The 22398-nt window shown below is 44.6% G+C and carries 18 protein-coding genes and 1 rRNA gene (1 of these 19 only partly in view); 5 read left to right on the forward strand and 14 right to left on the reverse strand.

What is annotated here, in order from left to right:
* The 13 genes from IGI88_RS05290 to pth all read right to left on the reverse strand — a co-directional run.
* A 16S ribosomal RNA gene (locus tag IGI88_RS05290) occupies window positions 1-1375 on the reverse strand (it extends 185 nt beyond the left edge of the window).
* Window positions 1376-2037: 662 nt separating this feature from the next.
* Complete coding sequence (lysS, locus tag IGI88_RS05295; protein ID WP_005230758.1) at window positions 2038-3531, reverse strand: lysine--tRNA ligase; 1494 nt, start codon at window positions 3529-3531, stop codon at window positions 2038-2040.
* A gap of 96 nt (window positions 3532-3627) precedes the next feature.
* The gene (dusB, locus tag IGI88_RS05300) at window positions 3628-4641 is read right to left on the reverse strand and encodes a tRNA dihydrouridine synthase DusB (RefSeq protein WP_077452381.1); all 1014 of its coding nucleotides are present in this window, start codon (window positions 4639-4641) and stop codon (window positions 3628-3630) included.
* On the reverse strand, window positions 4642-5523 hold the full coding sequence (gene hslO / locus IGI88_RS05305; protein ID WP_005230756.1) for an Hsp33 family molecular chaperone HslO: 882 nt from the start codon (window positions 5521-5523) through the stop codon (window positions 4642-4644).
* Between the two features lie 142 nt (window positions 5524-5665).
* The gene (ftsH, locus tag IGI88_RS05310) at window positions 5666-7774 is read right to left on the reverse strand and encodes an ATP-dependent zinc metalloprotease FtsH (RefSeq protein WP_005233354.1); all 2109 of its coding nucleotides are present in this window, start codon (window positions 7772-7774) and stop codon (window positions 5666-5668) included.
* 73 nt (window positions 7775-7847) lie between these two features.
* Window positions 7848-8393: a hypoxanthine phosphoribosyltransferase gene (gene hpt / locus IGI88_RS05315; protein WP_005230750.1), complete on the reverse strand. Its 546-nt coding sequence runs from the start codon at window positions 8391-8393 to the stop codon at window positions 7848-7850.
* Between the two features lie 19 nt (window positions 8394-8412).
* Window positions 8413-9813, reverse strand: a complete 1401-nt coding sequence (gene tilS / locus IGI88_RS05320; protein WP_429960841.1) for a tRNA lysidine(34) synthetase TilS — start codon at window positions 9811-9813, stop codon at window positions 8413-8415.
* Window positions 9814-9913: 100 nt separating this feature from the next.
* A complete protein-coding gene (locus IGI88_RS05325; protein WP_005233352.1) occupies window positions 9914-10357 on the reverse strand; it encodes a S1 domain-containing RNA-binding protein in 444 nt (147 codons plus the stop codon).
* A 74-nt stretch (window positions 10358-10431) separates the two neighbouring features.
* Window positions 10432-10878: an FtsB family cell division protein gene (locus tag IGI88_RS05330; RefSeq protein WP_005233351.1), complete on the reverse strand. Its 447-nt coding sequence runs from the start codon at window positions 10876-10878 to the stop codon at window positions 10432-10434.
* An 83-nt stretch (window positions 10879-10961) separates the two neighbouring features.
* Complete coding sequence (locus IGI88_RS05335; RefSeq protein WP_005230745.1) at window positions 10962-11228, reverse strand: RNA-binding S4 domain-containing protein; 267 nt, start codon at window positions 11226-11228, stop codon at window positions 10962-10964.
* Window positions 11215-12846 (reverse strand): putative polysaccharide biosynthesis protein, encoded by a 1632-nt coding sequence (locus IGI88_RS05340; RefSeq protein ID WP_008380151.1) that lies wholly within the window; start codon window positions 12844-12846, stop codon window positions 11215-11217. The genes IGI88_RS05335 and IGI88_RS05340 overlap by 14 nt, the downstream gene beginning before the upstream one ends.
* A gap of 15 nt (window positions 12847-12861) precedes the next feature.
* Entirely contained in the window at window positions 12862-16380 is a 3519-nt protein-coding gene (gene mfd, locus IGI88_RS05345) for a transcription-repair coupling factor (protein ID WP_016611990.1), read from the reverse strand.
* An 11-nt stretch (window positions 16381-16391) separates the two neighbouring features.
* A complete protein-coding gene (pth, locus tag IGI88_RS05350) occupies window positions 16392-16952 on the reverse strand; it encodes an aminoacyl-tRNA hydrolase (protein WP_008380153.1) in 561 nt (186 codons plus the stop codon).
* Window positions 16953-17307: 355 nt separating this feature from the next.
* On the opposite strand from pth, the gene IGI88_RS05355 reads away from it, so the two are divergent.
* The 3 genes from IGI88_RS05355 to IGI88_RS05365 all read left to right on the forward strand — a co-directional run bounded on the left by IGI88_RS05355 (window position 17308) and on the right by IGI88_RS05365 (window position 20412).
* Window positions 17308-18291 (forward strand): L-lactate dehydrogenase, encoded by a 984-nt coding sequence (locus tag IGI88_RS05355; RefSeq protein ID WP_005230720.1) that lies wholly within the window; start codon window positions 17308-17310, stop codon window positions 18289-18291.
* A gap of 269 nt (window positions 18292-18560) precedes the next feature.
* Window positions 18561-19958 (forward strand): L,D-transpeptidase family protein, encoded by a 1398-nt coding sequence (locus tag IGI88_RS05360; RefSeq protein ID WP_429960255.1) that lies wholly within the window; start codon window positions 18561-18563, stop codon window positions 19956-19958.
* Between the two features lie 154 nt (window positions 19959-20112).
* Window positions 20113-20412, forward strand: a complete 300-nt coding sequence (locus tag IGI88_RS05365; RefSeq protein ID WP_005233340.1) for a hypothetical protein — start codon at window positions 20113-20115, stop codon at window positions 20410-20412.
* Between the two features lie 64 nt (window positions 20413-20476).
* Here IGI88_RS05365 and IGI88_RS05370 read toward each other — a convergent pair whose 3' ends face one another.
* Window positions 20477-20845 (reverse strand): winged helix-turn-helix transcriptional regulator, encoded by a 369-nt coding sequence (locus IGI88_RS05370; protein WP_420681993.1) that lies wholly within the window; start codon window positions 20843-20845, stop codon window positions 20477-20479.
* 97 nt (window positions 20846-20942) lie between these two features.
* Between IGI88_RS05370 and IGI88_RS05375 the strand changes: the two genes are divergently transcribed.
* Window positions 20943-21821, forward strand: a complete 879-nt coding sequence (locus tag IGI88_RS05375; protein ID WP_016611992.1) for an aldo/keto reductase — start codon at window positions 20943-20945, stop codon at window positions 21819-21821.
* A 39-nt stretch (window positions 21822-21860) separates the two neighbouring features.
* The gene (locus IGI88_RS05380; protein ID WP_005233337.1) at window positions 21861-22343 is read left to right on the forward strand and encodes a VOC family protein; all 483 of its coding nucleotides are present in this window, start codon (window positions 21861-21863) and stop codon (window positions 22341-22343) included.
* Window positions 22344-22398 lie beyond the last annotated feature (55 nt).

Here is a 22398-nt window from a genome sequence, read left to right on the forward strand (position 1 = left end):
ATCCGCGATTACTAGCGATTCCGGCTTCATGTAGGCGAGTTGCAGCCTACAATCCGAACTGAGAGAAGCTTTAAGAGATTAGCTTAGCCTCGCGACTTCGCAACTCGTTGTACTTCCCATTGTAGCACGTGTGTAGCCCAGGTCATAAGGGGCATGATGATTTGACGTCATCCCCACCTTCCTCCGGTTTGTCACCGGCAGTCTCGCTAGAGTGCCCAACTAAATGATGGCAACTAACAATAAGGGTTGCGCTCGTTGCGGGACTTAACCCAACATCTCACGACACGAGCTGACGACAACCATGCACCACCTGTCACTTTGCCCCCGAAGGGGAAGCTCTATCTCTAGAGTGGCCAAAGGATGTCAAGACCTGGTAAGGTTCTTCGCGTTGCTTCGAATTAAACCACATGCTCCACCGCTTGTGCGGGCCCCCGTCAATTCCTTTGAGTTTCAACCTTGCGGTCGTACTCCCCAGGCGGAGTGCTTAATGCGTTTGCTGCAGCACTGAAGGGCGGAAACCCTCCAACACTTAGCACTCATCGTTTACGGCGTGGACTACCAGGGTATCTAATCCTGTTCGCTCCCCACGCTTTCGAGCCTCAGCGTCAGTTACAGACCAGAGAGCCGCCTTCGCCACTGGTGTTCCTCCATATATCTACGCATTTCACCGCTACACATGGAATTCCACTCTCCTCTTCTGCACTCAAGTCTCCCAGTTTCCAATGACCCTCCCCGGTTGAGCCGGGGGCTTTCACATCAGACTTAAGAAACCGCCTGCGCTCGCTTTACGCCCAATAAATCCGGACAACGCTTGCCACCTACGTATTACCGCGGCTGCTGGCACGTAGTTAGCCGTGGCTTTCTGGTTAGATACCGTCAAGGGATGAACGTTCTACTCTCATCCTTGTTCTTCTCTAACAACAGAGTTTTACGATCCGAAAACCTTCTTCACTCACGCGGCGTTGCTCGGTCAGACTTTCGTCCATTGCCGAAGATTCCCTACTGCTGCCTCCCGTAGGAGTCTGGGCCGTGTCTCAGTCCCAGTGTGGCCGATCACCCTCTCAGGTCGGCTATGCATCGTTGCCTTGGTGAGCCGTTACCTCACCAACTAGCTAATGCACCGCGGGTCCATCCATCAGTGACGCAAAAGCGCCTTTCAACTTTCTTCCATGCGGAAAATAGTGTTATACGGTATTAGCACCTGTTTCCAAGTGTTATCCCCTTCTGATGGGCAGGTTACCCACGTGTTACTCACCCGTTCGCCACTCTTTTTCTTTCGGTGGAGCAAGCTCCGGTGAAAGAAAAAGCGTTCGACTTGCATGTATTAGGCACGCCGCCAGCGTTCGTCCTGAGCCAGGATCAAACTCTCATAATGATTTGTTTGAATGACCATACGGTCATTAAGCTCATAAAAATTAACTTTGCTAGCTATTGCTTGCATGTATTTGTTTCAATAAATTGAAACGTCCTACACATTGGTTCGTTTGCTTGCTTTGTTCAGTTTTCAAAGGTCTACAGTGCTGTGTTAGCAACTTTTATATCATATCAGAGCGACGTTTGATTGTCAACTCTTTTTTAAAAAGTTTTTTTCGCTCGTTGTTTTTCAACTTCGCAGCGGCTGTCTCAGCGACTTCATTAGAATAACAAATGATTTGTTATTTGTCAACAACTTTCTTTAATTAATTTTGTTGATGTATCAACGTCGATTAACTATTTTAAAATTGCGACTTCGTTATAATATCATCTGTCGAGCTGTGCGTCAACCACTTTTTTCAATTCTTTTTACGAATTCATTTCAGTCATTTGGCACATGTAATAATATACCAACTAAATCCCTTGCGGTCAATCATTTTCTATGGCTTTTTTTAATTTTTACAAACCCGTCTAATCACATTGAATCCAGCTTTTATCGTTCGCATTTAATCCGTTTTCTAGCAATTACCCTGGCTTTTCCCCCTCTAATTCCTCACTGTTTTTCTCCCTGATCCAGTAGACAATAAAAAAGCCGCCCATCTCTTGCGAGTGGACGGAGCTTTTTTATCTCATTGTCGGGAATAATAAAACGTCACGAATCGATTGTGCATCGGTCAACAACATCACTAAGCGGTCGATCCCGATCCCTAATCCACCAGTTGGCGGCATACCGTATTCAAGTGCTTCTAAGAAATCTTCATCCACCCCATGGGCTTCATCATTTCCTGCTTCGCGCTCTTTTTCTTGTCCTTCAAAACGTTCTCTTTGATCGATTGGGTCATTCAATTCCGTGAAGGCATTCGCAAATTCACGACCAACGATAAATAATTCAAAGCGATCCGTAAAGCGTTCATCTTCTGGATTCTTTTTCGCTAATGGCGAAACTTCCACTGGATGACCAAAGACAAAGGTTGGCTGCTGTAACGTTTCTTCAACAAATGTCTCAAAGAATTCATTGATGATATGGCCAACAGTCATGGCATCAGTGATTTCAACATGATGTTCTTTCGCTAAACTACGCGCTTCTTCAACGGACATTGGTTGCCAGAAATCAACACCTGTTTGATTTTTGATTGCATCGACCATATGGATTCGTGCAAAGTCGCTAGCTAAATCGACTTCTTGTCCATCGTATTGGATCGTTGCTGTATGCAAGACTTTTTCAGCAGCATTACGGATAATGCCTTCGGTTAGATCCATCACATCTTTAAAATCTGTATATGCCGTATACGCTTCTAGCATCGTAAACTCAGGGTTATGGGTCGTATCGATTCCTTCATTTCGGAAAACGCGGCCGATCTCATAAACTTTTTCCATGCCGCCCACGATCAATCGTTTTAAGTGAAGCTCAAGAGCGATCCGTAAATACAGATCCATATCTAAAGCATTATGGTGGGTAATGAAGGGCCGAGCCGCTGCACCACCTGCTTGATTATGCAATACTGGCGTTTCGACTTCGATATACCCATGACCGTCAAGGTAACGACGAATTTCGCTGATGATTTGGCTTCGTTTCATGAAACGATCAAAGCTTTCTTTATTACTGATCAAATCCAAGTATCGTTGACGGTAGCGTTGTTCTACGTTCGTCAAGCCATGGTATTTGTCAGGCAATGGACGCAATGCTTTTGATAAAATCACGATTTCTTTGGCTTTGATGGTCACTTCGCCGGTATCGGTCTTCATGATCTCGCCAGATACGCCGAAGAAATCACCTAAGTCTGCGTGTTTGAATACTTCGTAAGGTTCGTCCCCTACTTGGTCTTTACGTACATATATTTGAATACGGCCTTCGCGGTCTTGTAAATGCGCAAAACCAGCCTTTCCTTTTCCACGTTTTGTAACGATTCTTCCTGCAATGCTTGCTGAAAGATTCATTTCGGCTAATTCTTCTTTGGTTCTTTGATCAAATAACTCATGTAACTCGGCAGAATTATGGGTGCGTTCGAATCGCTTGCCAAAAGGATCAATGCCTTCTTCCCGTAGTTTTTCCATCTTTTCACGGCGAACCAACATTTGATCATTCAATTCTTCTTGTGTTTGTCGTTCCTCTGTCACGAGTTTTCCTCCATTCTTAACTTGGGTTTCCTTCTTATAATGCCAATGATGACGCAAAAAATCAAGCCGAACTTTCGAATCGACTTGATTTGTTTCTTATTCCTTAAGAGTTGCTACCGGCTGTTTTTCGGTCTTTTCCACAAATGCATCTAATAAATCAAAAATCGTCTGCTTATCTTCTGCTTGATTGATAGCTGCCTTCACTTTGGCTGCCCGCGAAATACCTTTTAAGTAGTACGCAGCATGTTGGCGGAATTCTCGCGAAGCGATTTTTTCCCCTTTTAGATCAGCCAACCGTTCTAAATGAAGTTTCGCTGTCGAAATTTTTTCTCGTGGTGTTGGTTCCGGCAATAACTCGCCTGTCTCTAAGTATTGCTTGGTGCGGTGGATCATCCACGGATTGCCTAAGGCTGCCCGTCCGATCATCACTGCATCGGCGCCGACTTCTTCCAACATTCGTTTCGCATCTTCAGGGGTTTTGACATCGCCATTGCCCATAAAGGGAATCGTGATACTTTGCTTCACTTGTTTCAAAACGTCCCAATCAGCCGATCCTTCATACATCTGTACACGGGTTCTGCCATGCATACCGATTGCTGCGGCACCCGCTGCTTCTGCGGCCTGGGCATTCTCAACCGCAAAGACGTGCTGCTCATCCCAGCCGATCCGCATTTTGACGGTAACGGGCTTGTCGATCGCACTGGAAACAGCATGAACCATTTCATAAACCTTGTCGGGATCTAAGAGCCACTTCGCACCAGCTTCTGCTTTGATGATTTTGTTTACAGGACACCCCATATTGATATCAATGATATCGGCAGTTGTGTTCTCTGCGACAAATTGCGCTGCTTCTACTAAGGATGCTTTATTCCCACCAAAAATCTGAATACTAAGAGGATGCTCCGTCTCGTCAATAAACAGCATCTCAAGGGTCTTCTTATTACGCAGTTGAATTCCTCGATCACTGATCATCTCACAGACGACTAAACCCGCGCCAAATTCTTTGACTGTCACACGAAACGCAGAATTGGTGATCCCTGCCATTGGCGCAACGACGACGCGGTTGGGAATCTCAACCGAACCGATCTGCCATGTCTGTCTATCTTTCACTTACGCTTCCGCCTCTTTCTTCAACGCCGCCAGTTCCGTTTCATCAAAATGATACTTGTTGCCACAAAACGAGCAGACTGCCTCTGCCCCGTGGTCTTCATCGATCATCGCTTGGATCTCGTCAGCCCCTAAGGTGATGATCGCTGTCGCAAATTTTTCTTTCGTGCAATCACAATGGAACTGAACTGGCATTTTTTCTAGTACTTCGATTGTCGTGTCTGGCAACAATGTCGCTAAGATCTCTTCTGGTGATTGGCCTTCATCGATCAAGGTTGATACTCGAGGCAATTCTCCCAAACGTTTTTCGATGGCATCAATGATCTCTTCACTGGCACCAGGCATGATCTGTAGCATAAACCCACCGGCTGCCCGAATCGAATCATCGGTTTCTACTAATACACTCAGACCAACAGCAGAAGGAATCTGTTCTGACACTGCTAAATAATAAGTAAAGTCTTCCCCAAGCTCCCCCGAGACGATCGGTGTTTGTCCAGAGAAGGGTTCTTTTAGCCCTAAGTCTTTGATCACGGTAAAGATCCCTTGGTCACCCACTGCGCCCCGAACATCCAATTTCCCTTGAGGGTTCAACGGCAGACTGATCTGCGGATTTTTTATGTATCCTTTTACGTCCCCACGACCATTGCTGTCTACGACGATTGCCCCAGCAGGACCATTTCCTTGAATTTTGACGGTCAATTTGTCTTCCCCTTTTAAGGTACTGCCTAATAACAAACTTCCCACCATCGCTCGCCCTAAAGCAGCGGATGCCGTATTCCATGTTTCATGGCGTCGTTGTGCTTCGGCGATCGTTTCTGTTGCCGATACTGCATATGCTCGGACGAAGCCGTCATATGCTAGTGCTTTTACTAAATAATCCTTCATCTTGATTCTCCTTTTTATTCATTAATGAATCATACTAGGAAGCGCCGCTTTTTTCAACTGAATGTGTTTGAATTTAAGGAAAGTCTTCTTAAATAGAAACAAAAAGGCGCCGAGTTTCCTCGGCGCCTTGATACGTCTTGTTTTAGGCGTTATCATCTTTGTTTTCTTGATCAGTCGGTTGGCTTTCGCTATTGCGGCGAACGTCTTCCAATTGTTGATCAAAATCGTTTGATGATGCATCTTCGCTGTGTTTTTCTGCAGCTTGCTTCTCTGCATCTTTTTCTTCCAGCGCACGTTTCGCTTCTTCAAACGTTTGGGCTTTTTCACTAGGATACTCAGAGCTTTCAGTCCCTGCAGGCATTTTGCCTTCTTCAAACAAGGATTTGATTGCTTTAGCATCCAATGTTTCATGTTCAAGTAGTTTTTCAGCGATCAATTTGTGTTGGGCACGATGTTCTTCAATGATTTCATGGGCTTTTTGATGGGCATCCATTAAAATCTTGCGAACTTCTTGATCAATTTCAAAGGCAACTTGTTCAGAGTATGCTTTTGTTTGACCGTAATCGCGACCGACAAAGACTTGATGGTTTCCTTCATATTGAACTGGACCTAATTTATCGCTCATTCCATATTCTGTCACCATGCTTCTTGCAAGAGCAGTTGCTTGTTCAAAGTCATTGGAAGCCCCCGTTGATTGCACACCGAAGATGATTTCTTCAGCCGTACGTCCACCTAGCAAGCCAACGATTTGTTCAAACATATCTTCTTTAGTCATCAAGAATTGATCTTCTTTCGGCAAGGCGATCATGTACCCACCAGCACGCCCCCGAGGAATGATGGTTACTTTGTGTACCACACGGGCACGACTCAAGACTAAACCAACAATGGTATGTCCTGCTTCATGGTAAGCAACCATTTCACGTTCGCGTTTGTTGATGACCCGGTCTTTCTTCGCAGGACCAGCGATCACGCGGTCTTCTGCTTCATCGATATCTGAAGCATCGATTTTTTTCTTGTTACGACGAGCAGCAACTAAGGCGGCTTCGTTCAAGACGTTTTCCAGATCCGCACCGGCAAAGCCCGGTGTTTGTTGGGCAACGACTTTCAAATCAACATCATCTGATAAAGGTTTGTTCCGAGCATGAACACGGAGGATTGCTTCACGGCCTTTCACGTCTGGACGACCAACTAAAATCTGACGGTCAAAACGACCTGGACGCAGCAACGCTGGATCTAGAACATCCGAACGGTTCGTTGCGGCAATGACGATCACGCCTTCATTCCCATCAAAACCATCCATCTCAACCAATAATTGGTTCAATGTTTGTTCCCGCTCATCATGTCCGCCACCCATACCAGCACCACGTTGGCGACCGACGGCATCGATTTCATCGATAAAGATGATGGCTGGTGCATTTTTCTTCGCTGTTTCAAATAAGTCACGTACCCGGCTTGCACCGACACCGACAAACATTTCAACGAAATCTGAACCAGAGATCGAGTAAAACGGTACGCCAGCTTCACCGGCAACGGCTTTGGCTAGCAACGTTTTCCCGGTTCCCGGAGGTCCCTCAAGTAAGACACCTGCTGGGATACGGGCACCTAATTCAACGAAGCGTCGAGGATCTTTCAAGAATTCCACGACTTCGACAAGTTCTTGTTTTTCTTCTTCTGCACCGGCTACGTCTGAAAAACGTACGCGGTTGGCTTTTTTGTCCGCTTCTTTGGCTTTTGATTTGCCAAAGTTCATCACACGGCCGCCACCGCCACCGCCGCCGCCTTGTTGGCTCATCATCATATAGAAGAAGAAAATGATGATCACAAGTGGTAAGAAGCTAACCAAAAGCGATAACCAAATACCACTGTTGGATTCTTCTTCGATGGTAGTTTTGACCCCTTGTGCTGAGGCCAGACTGGTGACTTCGCTCAGCGTAGAATCATTTGGTAAAATGATCGTTGAAAAGCGGGTCGAACTCGCCTGTGTATTGCCTAAAACAGACAAGCTGTTGTCATTGCTGACAGTTTGTTCTTCATTGTATTCACCCACGATTCGATAAACACCGTTAGCGGGTTGGACAGTAAATTGTTTGACCTTCCCGTCTTTCAGTTGTTCTGTAAACGTGGAGTACTCGATCGTTGGGGTCTGCTGATTGCCATTTCCAAAAATGAAATAAACGACCATGACCATCGCCAACAAGACAAGTACATAATATAAGGTATTTTTTACCATACCGTTATTTTTCTTATTCATGCGTACCTCCCTGGCTATTTTGTTTTATCAATCCTGACCATTTAATTGTATCACAATTGATTTAGAACAGTCACTAATTTGACTGATAAACACTAGGTTTTAAGACGCCAACGTAAGGTAAGTTTCGATATTGCTCTGCATAGTCCAGTCCATATCCAACAACAAACTCATTTGGCACATCGAAGCCGACGTAATCAGCATCAATCTCAACAACACGGCCTTCCGGCTTATCTAATAACGTCACGATTTTCACTGATTTCGCTTTACGGTATTTGAATAGATCTACCAGATAAGCCAACGTGCGACCGCTGTCAATGATGTCTTCAACGATCAAAAGATCGCGGCCCTCAACATTTGTATCTAAATCTTTAATGATTTTGACTTCTCCAGATGAAATCATGGCATTGCCATAACTTGAGACATCCATGAAGTCTAACTCCAAGTAACAATCCATCTCACGAACGATGTCTGCCATGAAAGGAACGGCACCTTTCAGTACACCTACGACTAGAGGATTTTTATCCGCATAAGCCGCCGTTAATTCTTGACCAAGTTCCACACAACGATTTTTGATTTCGTCACGGGAAATCAAAATTTTCTCAATATCTTTATCTAGCATAAAGTTCTCCTTCCAACTCTTACTTCTGATATTTATAAAGAAGTATGTAGTGTATTTTATCAGTTTCTGGCGCAATACTCAAATAGGAAAATGCATGAGGTAGTAAGGCAATCACCTGTTTATCAAGGTTTGTGACGACCCAACTTTTTTCTCGCTCTTCATTAGGAATTTTTGAATCGATAAAAAAACGACTGATCTTTTTGGTCAGGCCACGCGCCAAGCGGATTCGGTCTCCTGGCTGACGCTTACGTACGATCAGCTCAGAGGAATAGTTTAGCGGTAAATCTTGGGAAAACTCTGACCAATTTGTGATTTTTTTGGGAATATGCTGTTCATTTATCGGAAAATACCCAATCCATTCCTTTTCAGAAAGATAGATCCCCTCCCCTAAAACCAGACGCTGACTGACTTCTGTCAACGGCGTTGCAGGCTTTTGGGAAACAGCTACAGGTTCCAATAATAATTGGTCATAACTGCGCCGCAGCTGCCACTGTTTGTGCAATGCCAATTGCCATTGCCCTTTATTTTCGTCTAGCAGACGCAATAACTGCGGCAGCTGTTTTTGATTGAGTGGCTGCTTTGTAAAAACTTCTGCTTGATGCAAAAACCCCGCATAGAAAAAATAGCGCTGCGCCGGTGAAAACGTCGGCAGCTGTTGCAGATCGATCACTAAGCGAGTAGCTTGCTGTTGAACGAACGCAGACAACCATTGCTGCTGCTCTTGCTGGATCAACTGATTGGCGAACTGCATTTCTACAGAAAGCTGTTGAAAATGTGGCAGCAGTTGCGGATTTTCTGCTTTTAATGCCGGCACTACTTGCTGGCGTAGTCGGTTTCGCAAATACAGCGGTTCGTGATTGCTTTCATCTTCAAAGTAGGGAATCTGCTGTGCTTGCGCATAGTCGTAAATCGCTGTCTTACTGACACTAAGCAACGGCCGCAACAGGACTCCTGTGTGAAAAGTTTGCTGCTGTTGCATCCCGCCAGCCGATTGCAAGCGGCCTTCTCGCATCATCTTCATCAGCATCGTTTCTACTTGGTCATCACTGTGGTGAGCAGTCAGCAAAACATCATAGCCTTCTTGGGACATGACATCGGCAAAAAACGTATAGCGAAAGTCCCGAGCGCTAGCTTCTATGCCAGTTTCTGGCGGATTTTCCCAGCACCGCTCATAAAAAGGAATGCCGCGTTCTTGGCAGTACTGCCGTAAAAAAGCAGCTTCCTCAGCAGATGCAGGACGCAATTGATGGTTTACATGTGCCACACCAAAGACCTGCTCTTTTTGCATTTCGGGAAACAACTGACAAAAGACCTGCAGCAAGACCATGGAGTCGACTCCCGTCGATACCGCCAGCAAAAAGCGGCGTTTTTTTTCAGGATCGATGGCAGTGAGTTGCCCTCGAACGGTTTGAATGACCATCATTTGCCCTCCTTCTCATTTGGTAGACCCACAAGAAAGAAAGCTGAAACAAAACGAACCAACAGTTTTGTTTCAGCTTTTTCCAACTTGCTATTCATGTTTAGTTACGGCGTCCGCCGCGGCCACCGCGTTTTCCTTCTGTATTTCGACGTAATGATGAAAGACGATCATCACTATCTTTTAGAAAAGAACTCATCAATGAATCGAAGTCTTGTTTATTTACATTCGTAGTTTGATTGCGTGAAAAAGATTTTTTCGGATTTGGTCGATTGAATTCTTTTTTCGGGTATTCACGTTTTTCTTCCGGCTTATCTTCTGCTTTGCGGATCGATAGTCCAATTTTTCCATCGTTGCCGATTGCCGTAACAAGTACTGTCACTTCATCCCCAACAGACAACACGTCGTGAATGTCTTTGACGAATCCGTTTGATACTTCACTGATATGCACCAAACCAGTTTTCCCTTCACCAAGATCAATGAACGCACCAAAATTTGTAATACCAGACACTTTGCCCTTTAGTTTCGCTCCAACTTCGATTGACATATAAAAAATGTTCCTCCTAATTTTTACCCATTTAAAATAATTCAAACTACTGCGCTGAGTAGGTATGACATTGCTTAATCTTGTGACTCTGTGGATGATGATTCTTGTTCGCTTTGCGCAGAACGCTCATTAGTGTTTTGAGAATCCGTTCCATCTGGCAAGACAGGATAAATTTTTTCGCCATCTTTTGAGTAGAAGAATCGGCTGCGGGCCAATTTTGCCACATACTCATCGTCTTGCAATAAGGCAACATCTCGCTCCAATGAAGCCACTTTTTGTTCAGCTTCTTTTTGTTCGGCGACTGTTTCCGCCTTGTATTCCTTTAGTTTTTGCAGGCGCATTTGGTCGTTAAACATCTGAATCCCCACGACTGCAAATATCGCTAATGCCGCCACGAAAAACGCCACCAGCCGACGTCGGCGAAACACGACTTGCCGCCGCTCTTTTTCAAACTTGGCAAATTGCTCTTTCGCATAATCGGTCTGCAATAGTTCTATTTTTTTATTTGATTCTTTTGCCACCTGAACTCGCTCCCGTCGCTGTCTTTGTTTTTTACATTATACCAACATCCGCAAAGCTTGTCTAACTGAAAATGCCGTAAAAATCAAGCATTTTCTGAGATTCTTTCCTCTGAAACAATCTCATACATTTTTGCAGCGTCTTCTTTTTTCGTCGATTCATGCAATTCATTGACTTTTACTTCCAAGACCTTATTCCCGAACTGAATACGCATAGTATCGCCTACTTTGACGTCACTGCTTGACTTGGCTAATTTGCCGTTGATCTGAATGCGTCCCTTGTCTGCCACTTCTTTGGCCACAGAGCGACGCTTGATGATGCGGGAGATTTTAAGAAATTTATCTAATCTCATGTTTTTCACCTCTTCTTAATAGTTTCTTTCCAAATGGAACTAACAGCCATTCGCGAATCGTTAACAATTTGATTTTGATCGCTGCCCCGATAAAGGCTGCGCCTCCCAAACCGACACCGCCTAGGCAAAAAATCAGCGCCTGTAGTCGATGGGTCAAAGGACCGTTCAATAAGATCGCAACGAAGCTATAATATAAGAATAGCACGCTTGCCATGATCCCTAAACAAAGAAATAATTTTTTTCCATAATTTCCTTCATACCAAAAGCGATTGATGCTACTTTGTGCTCGACGCTGTTCGGAAACCACAAAACAGCATAAGGTCGCGCCTAACCCCAACAGCGTACTGATACTTGCTCCTGCAGTCCCATAAGAAGCGGTCAGCGGCCACATCGATAGACATTTGACTAAAAGACCAATTCCCGCAGCGAGCAAGCCGAAGGTATAGGTATTGCGACTTTGTTGAATGCTTTGATAGGCTTGGATCGTCGCCATCAGAGCGATGGAAAAGACAAACAATACCAGCGCCGCATTGCCAGATCCGTCTTTAAATAAAGCAAAGTTGATATAAGGCAGCAAAATCGCTAACCCTACCGCAGAAGCCGAAGCAATCCCGATCGTTAGGCGCAAATACATTTTTGCCGACTTTTCAAACAGCTGCTGATTTTTTACCGTCAAATACTTGGTCAACGTTGGCAAAAACGTCGAGCTTAACGCCATCGCCACCACAAGACCTAGTTGGACGAGGGGTTGTCCGCGATCATAGATCCCTTTCGAAATCCGGGCTGCTTGTGCCGTCAATCCCCCCGCTTCTAGCGCATTGGTCAATAAAAACGAATCCGCTAACTGGAACAAGATCAAATAGCCGCTATAAATCGTCAACAGACCGCCTTCTAAGAAGAACCGTTTTTTCAACGAGGCGGATAAACCAGCGGTATTTTCTCCTGTACGGGTGACTGGTTTATGCCATAGCGATAGGCGTTTGCCGTTGATTTGTCGGCTATAATAACTTAAAATCCACCACGCCGCAAGGCCCCCGACTAAGGCACCCATCATGGCGACAGTCCCCGTTTGATAAATCGTCCAGCCCAATTGCTGGAAAGCTGCCGCAGCACCTAAAATCACACCAACTCTAAGCAGCTGCTCTACAACTTGAGACACTGCGGTTGGCACCATTTGTAGATTTCCTTGAAACATTCCTCGATAAAAGGTCAAGGGTGGGACAAACAAAAAGGTAAAGGAAACGACTCGAATCAAGCCTGCCAGTTGATGGTCCCCCATCACTTGCGCGATTGGACCGGCAAATAAAAAGGTCACAGCCCATAAGCCAATCGCCGACCAAAGCACATAAGACGTCAACGCTTGCAGCCGCTCCTTGCTTTTCAAAGGATCAGGTTCTTCAGCAACAATGCGGGAGATAAACTGCGGCAAACCTGACAACGCCAAAGTCATTGCCAATCCATAAATCGGATAGACCTGTTGATACACATAAAACCCTTCGTCGCCTACCAGGTTCTGAAAAGGGACCCGATAAACGGCACTTAAGATTTTTGCGATAAAGGAAGCGATCGTTAAAATAAACGCCCCTTCCATCGTACGCTTCAATTGTGATTTCGGCATCCCTCTGGTTCCTTTCTAGCCTTGGCTGGCGTATTTTTGTTCCCGTAACGCTTTGACAAAATCTTGGATTTCTAATAGCCAGGTGCTTTCTTTCATCACTGGCGGAATCTGTAATTTAATGGTCATTTGCTCATGATCGACACCCATCGTGGCTTTTAATTTAGTGGCTTTCAATGCTTCAAACAGCTGCTCCACCGAATAATTTTTCGTGCCGACTTTACTCAAAGTAAACGACACCGTCTGTTGCTGCTTGCGGATAGTTTCTAACAAGGCACGATCGCCGTTCATTTTGATCTCGCCCACCGTTAAGAGGTGCGCCACTTCTACAGGGTATTCTCCGAAACGGTCTAATAAATCATCTTGAAGTTCATCAACTGCTTCTTGTGATTCCAGCTCACGAATTCGTTTATAGATCTCGATTTTTTGCCGTTCGTCTTCAATATACGAAGTCGGTAAGTAGGCATCGATCCCCAGATCGATCTCAACGGTCGTTTTTTCTGTTTGGGTATTTTTCCCTTGTTTACGAGTGACTGCTTCCGACAGCATTTGTGAGTACATGTCAAACCCGACTGCATCGATAAAGCCGTGCTGTTGCGCCCCCAATAGATTTCCTGCCCCACGAATCGAAAGATCTCGCATCGCGATTTTGAATCCTGAACCTAACTCCGTAAAGTCCTTAATGGCTTGCAGCCGTTTTTCACTGACTTCGTTCAACACTTTTTGCTGTTCATACATGAAATACGCATAAGCGACTCGATTGCTCCGACCGACACGGCCACGCAACTGATACAACGTCGAAAGCCCCATGTAATCGGCATTTTCCACAAACAACGTATTGGCATTGGGAATATCCACACCGGTTTCAATGATCGTCGTCGTCACCAACACATCGTATTGCCCTTCAATAAAGTCAAACAGGGTATTTTCCAATTGGATCTCGGTCATTTGCCCGTGGGCATAAGCGATTCGTGCATCTGGCACTAACGCCTGCAGTTCTTCGACTTTTCGCTCGATCGTATCGACACGATTATAGAGATAAAACACTTGGCCCCCGCGTGCCATCTCCCGTTGGATCGCTTCTCGCACCGCTCCTGGATTCATCTCCATCACATAGGTTTGGATCGGGTAACGATTTTCCGGTGGTGTTTCGATCACAGATAGGTCCCGCACGCCCAGCATCGACATATGCAATGTTCTTGGGATCGGCGTTGCCGTCAACGTCAACACATCGACTTGCGAACGCAGTTGTTTCAAGCGCTCTTTGTGTTTGACCCCAAAACGTTGTTCTTCATCGATCACCAACAAGCCTAAATCAGCAAACTCGACATCTTTTGACAATAATCGGTGGGTCCCCACCAAAATATCGACTTGCCCTTTGCGCACTTGCTCGATTGTTTCATTCTGCTGTTTTTTCGTCCGAAAACGACTCAGCACCCCAACATTGACGGGGAATCCTTCAAAACGATCGACCATCGTTTCATAGTGCTGCTGCGCCAAGATCGTTGTCGGCACTAAGAAAGCCACTTGTTTGCTTTCTTTGATCGCTTTAAAAGCAGCCCGCAGCGCCACTTCTGTTTTCCCAAAACCGACATCTCCAACTAACAAACGGTCCATTGGCTTTTCTTTTTCCATATCCCGCTTGATCTCTGCCGTACTGCGCAGCTGATCATCGGTTTCCGAATAAGGAAAGGCATCTTCAAATTCTTTTTGATAGGCATCGTCTGGTTGAAAGGCATAGCCTTTTTCTGATTCGCGTTTGGCATACAATAAAATCAAATCATCTGCGATGTCTTCAATTTTAGCCGTCACTTTGCGCTTGGTCTTCGCCCACTCACTGCCGCCTAATTTATTGATTTTCGGTGTTTTCGATTCGGAAGCCACATATTTTTGAATCAAATTCAATTGGGTGACTGGAATAAAGAGCTTGTCTTCGTTTTGGTACAAGATCGTCATATAATCTTGATGGACGCCATCGACTTCTAAGGTTTCCATGCCGATGTACTTCCCGATCCCATGATTCGCATGGACGACATAATCGCCGGCTTTTAACTCATTGTAGCTTTTGAGACGTTCCGCATTGGTGACATTTTGCCGGCGGGCTCTTTTTTTGTTCATCTTTTGGAAAATTTCTTTTTCTGTAACCACCACTAGCTTGTCTTGCGGCATTTCAAAGCCGCTTTGCAAACGTTCCACCACGATTTGGGTGCGTCCCGTAAACAGGCGGTCTTGTTGCGTCTGCACGGCATAGATATCATGATCTCGCAGATCTTGCTCTAACTTCTTGGCCCGTTCTTGGTCACTGACCAGAAAAATCACCGTTTGCTGTTGCTTCTCCCAGCGATCAATCTCAACTTTCAAGAGACCCATTTGGCTGAAAAACTGCTGCATCGGCCGGTATTGGAATTGATGGATCGCTTGGAAGCGAATGTTCCCCATTCCTTTTTGGAATAAAGAAAAGAAGCTGGTCACAAAGGTTTCTTTTTGCAGCAGTTGATGGACATCTATCCCGAATTGCTGTTCAGAAAAGACCCGCAGCTCCGCTAATTTTTGGGTATGCCACTCCGCTTCTTCCCGTTCTATCTCACGATTGGTCTCCATGATCCGAGCATAATCATCGATCATCAAAAAGGCGTCTTCAGAAAAATAATCTAAGACACTCGTTTGCTGACGATAAAGCAAATCCGTGTAATAACGGGCACTTTCACCGGGAATCCCCGCTTGCCATTGGGAGGCCAATTGGCCGAAATAGTCTTCTAAAAAGGCGCGATCGGTTGCTTCTTTGGTGACTGCCAACCGTTTGTTCAATAATTCTTGCAGCTGCTTTTGCCCCGCCGCTAAATCTTCCGCTGAGAAAACCAATTCGGTAGTCGGTAAAATAGCCACTTGCTGCAGCGTTTCCACTGAGCGTTGCGTTTCCACGTTGAAAGAACGCATCGAGTCGATTTCTACATCGAATAACTCGATCCGTACGGGGTATTCGGCATTTAATGGATAAATATCGAGGATGCTCCCACGAATACTGAATTCGCCGGGTTTGCCAATCATTGACTGCCGTTCGTAACCCATCAAGATCAATTGTTGCGGCAAACGCTCTAAATCGATCTCATCGCCGATTTGCCATTGGAATTGGTTGGCTAACCAGGTTTTCTTTTCAGGCAAATACTTTCGCAAAGCCGCCACCGGCAACACATAGATCCCAGTTTTTCCTTGAGAAACAGCATTCAGCGCTGCCACTCGTTCTTCTCGTGCTTCTGGTGAAGAAAAAGCCATTTCGGCTGACAACACTTCGTCCACTGGGAAAACATAGACATCATCCGTCACGTTGCGCAGATCTTCGGCTAGTTGATTCGTATAATACAGATTTGGTGTCACCACGATCACTTGTTTTTGAAATGCCTGATACACACCGGTGATCGCCAATGTTTTTGCCGATCCAGCTAGACCGGTCAGTAATTGCCGGGGGGCCTGTTCACGTAAACCTGCATGCCAAGCCGCCACTGTCGGCACTTTATTTATTAATTCAATTAAATCCATCTCGGCCCTCCTTAGTTAAATCGATTCATTGTGGCAAGAAAGTCGCCGTTGGTCAAGTAATCACTACTTGCCTCGACCGCCTTATCAATACTTTGTAAAACGATGGGCAGATCGTCTTTTGCAAAAGGACTCAGTACATGATTGACCACGGTTTGTCCTGGACGTGGCCGATCGATCCCGATTTTGATGCGGTCAAAGACTGTCGAGTCCAAATGCGCGATCAAACTCTTGATTCCATTGTGTCCCCCCGCACTGCCTTTTTGGCGCAAGCGGATTTTCCCTAATGCTAAATCAAGGTCATCATAGACCACTACTAATTCTTCTTGATAGATGCCAAAATAGGTCATCAACGGACCTACCGAACGACCGGATTCATTCATGAAGGTTTGCGGTTTGACCAAAAGGATTTTTTCACCCTTCAAGAAAAACTCTGCCACTTCTGCTTCAAAAGCCGACTTTTTAAAGGTTGCTTGGTACTTTTGTGCCAAGGCATCCACTACCATAAAGCCAACATTGTGTTTGGTTTTCTCATATTTTTTGCCGGGATTTCCCAAGCCTACAATCATTTTCATTTTTCGATTACGCTCCATTATTTCTAGTTTCAAGCTGATTCTTCATCTATTTTATCGGTTTTCTTATCCAAACACAAAATACTGGGCACACAAATGCGCCCAGTTCTTTTGCTGAAATAATTATAACACGAAATGGACTGTTATGGTGGCGTCCTCTTGCTCAGTTTTTATCTTTCTTAACGAATCTTAATAAAACGTTGATATATCCTCTTTTTGACGTAATAACAAAGAAAGCATTTACAACTGAAACAGCGATATTTTGTGTAATATTGTTGTGCAAATCACATGACAAATATACTTGAAAATGGTAGGATGATAGCGAGTAAAACAATTATGCGGAAGGAATGATACACAGATGACTGCAAAAACGAACAAAAAAGATCACCAAAAGGTAATTCTTGTTGGAGACGGTGCGGTTGGCTCTAGTTACGCGTTTGCGCTGGTGACCCAAAACATTGCGCAAGAAGTCGGAATCATTGATATAAATACAGCAAAAACAGAAGGCGACGCAATTGATTTGTCCCATGCCTTGGCCTTTACTTCCCCTAAAAAAATCTATGCCGCTTCTTATGAAGATGCACATGATGCTGATTTAGTCGTTATTACAGCTGGTGCGCCTCAAAAACCAGGTGAAACCCGCTTAGATTTGGTTCATAAAAACTTGAAAATCAACCGGGAAGTAGTTACCCAAATCGTTGATTCAGGTTTTAACGGAATCTTCTTAGTAGCAGCGAACCCAGTCGATATTTTGACTTACTCGACTTGGAAATTCTCAGGCTTCCCGAAAGAACGCGTCATCGGTTCAGGTACTTCTTTAGACTCTGCACGTTTCCGTCAAGCTTTGGCTGAATTAGTCGATGTTGATGCCCGTAACGTCCATGCCTATATCTTAGGCGAACACGGGGATTCAGAATTCCCTGTTTGGTCTCATGCCAACGTAGCCGGCTTGCAAATCTATGAATGGGTCAAAAATAACCCAGACATCGATGAAGAAGCAATGGTCAACATTTTCTTCAGTGTTCGTGATGCAGCCTACACCATCATCGAGAAAAAAGGTGCGACCTTCTACGGGATCGCGGTAGCCTTAGCACGGATCACTCGTGCGATCTTAGACGATGAAAATGCTGTTTTACCATTGTCTGTGTACATGAACGGCGAATACGGCTTAAACGACTTGTACATCGGTGCGCCTGCAGTTATCAACGCCCAAGGGATTCAAAAAGTGATTGAGATCCCATTGACGGATGGTGAAAAAGACCGGATGGCCGCTTCTGCAAAACAATTAAAAGATATTCTTGATGAAGCTTTTGCGAAACTAGATGCAGAAGACAATCAATAATTTCTTTCACTTCGTTTAGCTAGTCAACTATGCCACTGAACGAACCTTACAGCTCACTCTTTTTCAGAACAATTTGATCAAGATGATTTGCTGCGGTTCGTTCAGTTTTTTTATGCAAAGAAATGCTTTTCTACAGCTTAGCTAAAGATAGTTTAAGAATTTTCTATTTTTCATGGAAGTTTCATTTGCCATATTCGCTTTCTTGGGGGAATATGGTATGATTTAAGCGTTATTATCTATTATGCCATTAGAAAAAAAGGAGTAGTTGAATGACTCGTTCAAACAAACATACTGACGCCAAGAACAATACCAAGAAAATTGTTCTGATCGTTGTGGCTGCTATATTAGTAGTGATCGCTGGCGGCTATACCTACCGAAGTACATATTATGCAAACCGTTTTTTACCAAAGACTGAAATCGATGGGATCGACATCAGCAACAAAACTGTTGCCGAGGCCAATGCCCTGCTGCATGACCGCTATTCGCAAGAAGATTTCACCATCAAAGAAGGCGATAGCGAATGGAAGACAATCAACCTTGCTCAATTTGGGTTACAAACGGATTTCACCGATGAGCTGCAATCGTTAAAAGATGAACAGAACCAGTGGAGTTGGGGAATGGCTTATGTTTCCGCTGCAGAAGAAAAAACACTGGACAATCTCTCGGTGGATCAAGATACGCTAAACAGCGAAACGGATACGATTCAAAAGGAACTAGAAACTTTAAATGAGGATCGTACCAAGTCAGCCGATGCAACATTGGAAAAAGGCGAAGACGGCTTTTCTATCAAACCAGAAGTTGACGGCGATGCCATTGATGTGGACAAAGCAGTAGCGGACTTACAAGAAGCCATCGTCAGTGGCGAAAAGGAATTAAATCTCGTCGATTACGTCACAAAACCAAGTGTGACCGCTGATGATCCTGATCTAACCAAAGAAATGGATTCGTTGAATAAAATCGCCAAAGTAACCGGCAATTATACGATCAACGGAAACACGTTTCAAATTCCAAGAGAATCGATCATGGATTGGCTCTCTTACAAAGATGGCAACACCACGATCGACGAAGACAAAGTAAGAAGTTATGTCGCTTCGATCGGAGAGCAATACAACACCAGCACCAATTCTTCGACCTTCAAGAGTACCAAACAAGGTGAAGTAACGGTTCCAGCCGGCACCCTCAGCTGGACGATCCAAACCGATGCGGAAACAGAAGCATTGATTGAGGCGTTAAAAGCCGGCGAAGACTTCACGCGCACACCGATCGCTCAAGGAAGCACCGATGCTGGCAGCCCGTTATTTGGCAACACGTATATCGAAGTTGATTTGAAAAACCAACACATGTGGTATTACAAAGATGGCGAGCTGGTGCTAGATACGAAAATTATTTCTGGAAAACCAGCCACACCAACGCCAACTGGTGTCTTCTATGTCTGGAACAAAGAAGAAGATGCAACCTTGATCGGTGAAGATTATGCGTCCCCTGTTGATTACTGGATGCCGATCGATTGGACCGGTGTCGGAATCCATGATTCTGATTGGCAAACGGAATACGGTGGTGATCTTTGGAAAACCCGCGGCTCTCACGGCTGTATCAATACTCCGCCAGGCGTGATGAAAGAATTGTACAGCAAAGCCGAAGTCGGGACACCCGTGATCGTGATTTAATGAAAAAAAGAGTCAAACCTTTTTATAGATGAACCAAAAGCCGCAAAAAAAATTCTTTTGCGGCTTTTTTGTTGTTTCCCATATGTTCCTGTTTACAAAGCATCATTTAATTAATATACTTAATTAATCATATTAATTAAAAAGGAGAATCACTTTGGAAAAAGTTGTCTTTATTGATCGTTCTACTTTAGCTGGAAGTCTGATTAAAATTTTCGCCCGCAACATCCAAATGCTGTCCGAGGATCAAATCAGCGTGACTGTTGTGACACCAGAACGTCTGATGAATTATCGTTTTTCGCAAGAAAAAATCGTTTTGGTCGATCCTTTGCTTTCTTTAACAGATCCGATGATCAAGCAGGCCATCCCGCCGCGAATCAAGCGCCTGTCATTTCCCATCAATCATTACAGCGGCATGAATGCTGAAGCCATTCTAGAATTGATCCAACAAGCATAGCCTAAAAAAGGCCGACAGAAACCAATGGTTTCTGCCGGCCTTTTCTCATGCCACTTGCCCTCTGCTAGACAATCGCCTCTTCTTGTTCTAACAAAGTAACTTGTTCTCCTTTGTCTTGTAGCGCAGCGACGTGCATCGTGCCCCACTGGCAAAGGGTATCCAATAAGCTGCCTAACGTTTCTCCATATTCACTCAAGGAATACTCAACTTTGGGTGGTACTTGATTATAGGACTTGCGGGTAACGATATCAGACTCTTCTAATTCCCGCAATTGCTGCGTCAACATTTTCTGACTGATGCCAGGAATTTTTCGCCGTAAATCACTAGGACGCAATGCCCCATGGCGTAAATTACAAAGAATGATTGGTTTCCATTTCCCGCCGATGACATCCATCGTTGCTTCTACACCGATATTATAAATTTTTTCTTCCATTTTTTTCACCTCATCAAGTTTGTAAACACACAAATGTTACCAAAAGGTGTGTATCAAACAAAAAAGTACGTACTATACAACCTTACCTCCTCATTATATGATGATTACAGAAAAAAATAAAGGAGATGTTTTTATGATCGAAAAATTATCGGATACCGTTACACTGAACAACGGCAGCAAAATCCCCGGTTTGGGGTTAGGTGTCTTTCAAATCCCTGAAGCTGAAACAGCAGAGGTCGTGAAACAGGCCATTATCAATGGGTATCGCCTGATTGATACGGCGGCTATTTACGGCAACGAAACAGGAACAGGGGAAGGAATCAAACAAGGCTTACAAGAAACGGGGTTGGCTCGTGAAGAACTCTTTGTCACTTCCAAACTTTGGAACGATCATTTAACTTATGATGAAACGATCCATGCTTTCAATGAAAGTTTGGCCCGCTTAAACCTCGAGTATCTCGACTTGTACTTGATCCATTGGCCGGGAAACCAGGCATTTCAAGAGTCATGGCGCGCCTTGGAAGACTTGTATGCCGCTGGAAAAATCAAAGCAATCGGGGTCAGCAACTTCCAGATTCATCACTTGGAGCAACTATTGGCCGCTGCTAAGGTCGTTCCTGTCGTCAATCAGATCGAACTGCATCCCAAACTTACGCAGCAAGACCTGCGGGACTTTTGTGCTGAAAAGGGGATTGCGATCCAAGCTTGGTCACCTTTGATGCAAGGCAAACTGCTGAAAGAGGAAACCGTCTTGGCGATCGCCGATGCACAGCAAAAATCAGCGGCACAAGTGCTTTTACGCTGGGCTATCCAACAAGGAATCTTAGTCAATGTCAAATCGACACACCCTGAGCGAATGCGCGCCAATGCAGCGATTTTTGATTTCCATTTATCAGAAGATGAAATGGCTCGCTTGAACGCATTAAATGAGGACCTGCGAGTGGGTCCAGATCCAGACACATTCGATTTTCATTAACCAAACGATATACTAAACAAAACCTTAGGAGGAAGTATAATGACAAACACAAACACAGGCTTTTCAATGGTGAACCACGTGGGAATCACCGTCAGCAATCTCGAACGTTCCATCCAATTTTATGAAGCATTAACTGGAAAGAAAATCGCCAATCAAGATACGATCGGTGGCAAACGAATGGCGCAAACGCAAGGTTTAGAGGATACATTGATCAAATACGCCAATCTTCATTTAGACAATCTCAACATCGACCTTTTAGAATACGTCGAACCAAAATCCAACAAAGCTAGCTATTCCAATGAGCAAATCAGTGCCATGCATCTTTGTTTTGAAGTCGAAAATATTGATGAAGCCGTTGCTCGTCTAAAAGCCATCGGGGTTGAACCTGACGGTACCCCAATCGTTTTTGAAGAACAAGATGGTTTAAAAAGCGGCTTCGGGACAGGTGTTGCCTACTTTACAGATCCAGATGGTACCAATCTTGAACTGATTGCACCAAAAGGACCATTTCAACGCGGATAATTGAAAAAGGGATGGCGACTTATAGCGCCCTCCCTTTTTATTTACGCAAAACTAT

Source organism: Enterococcus sp. AZ179 (assembly GCF_050498885.1).
Taxonomy (GTDB): Bacteria; Bacillota; Bacilli; order Lactobacillales; family Enterococcaceae; genus Enterococcus_D; species Enterococcus_D entomosocium.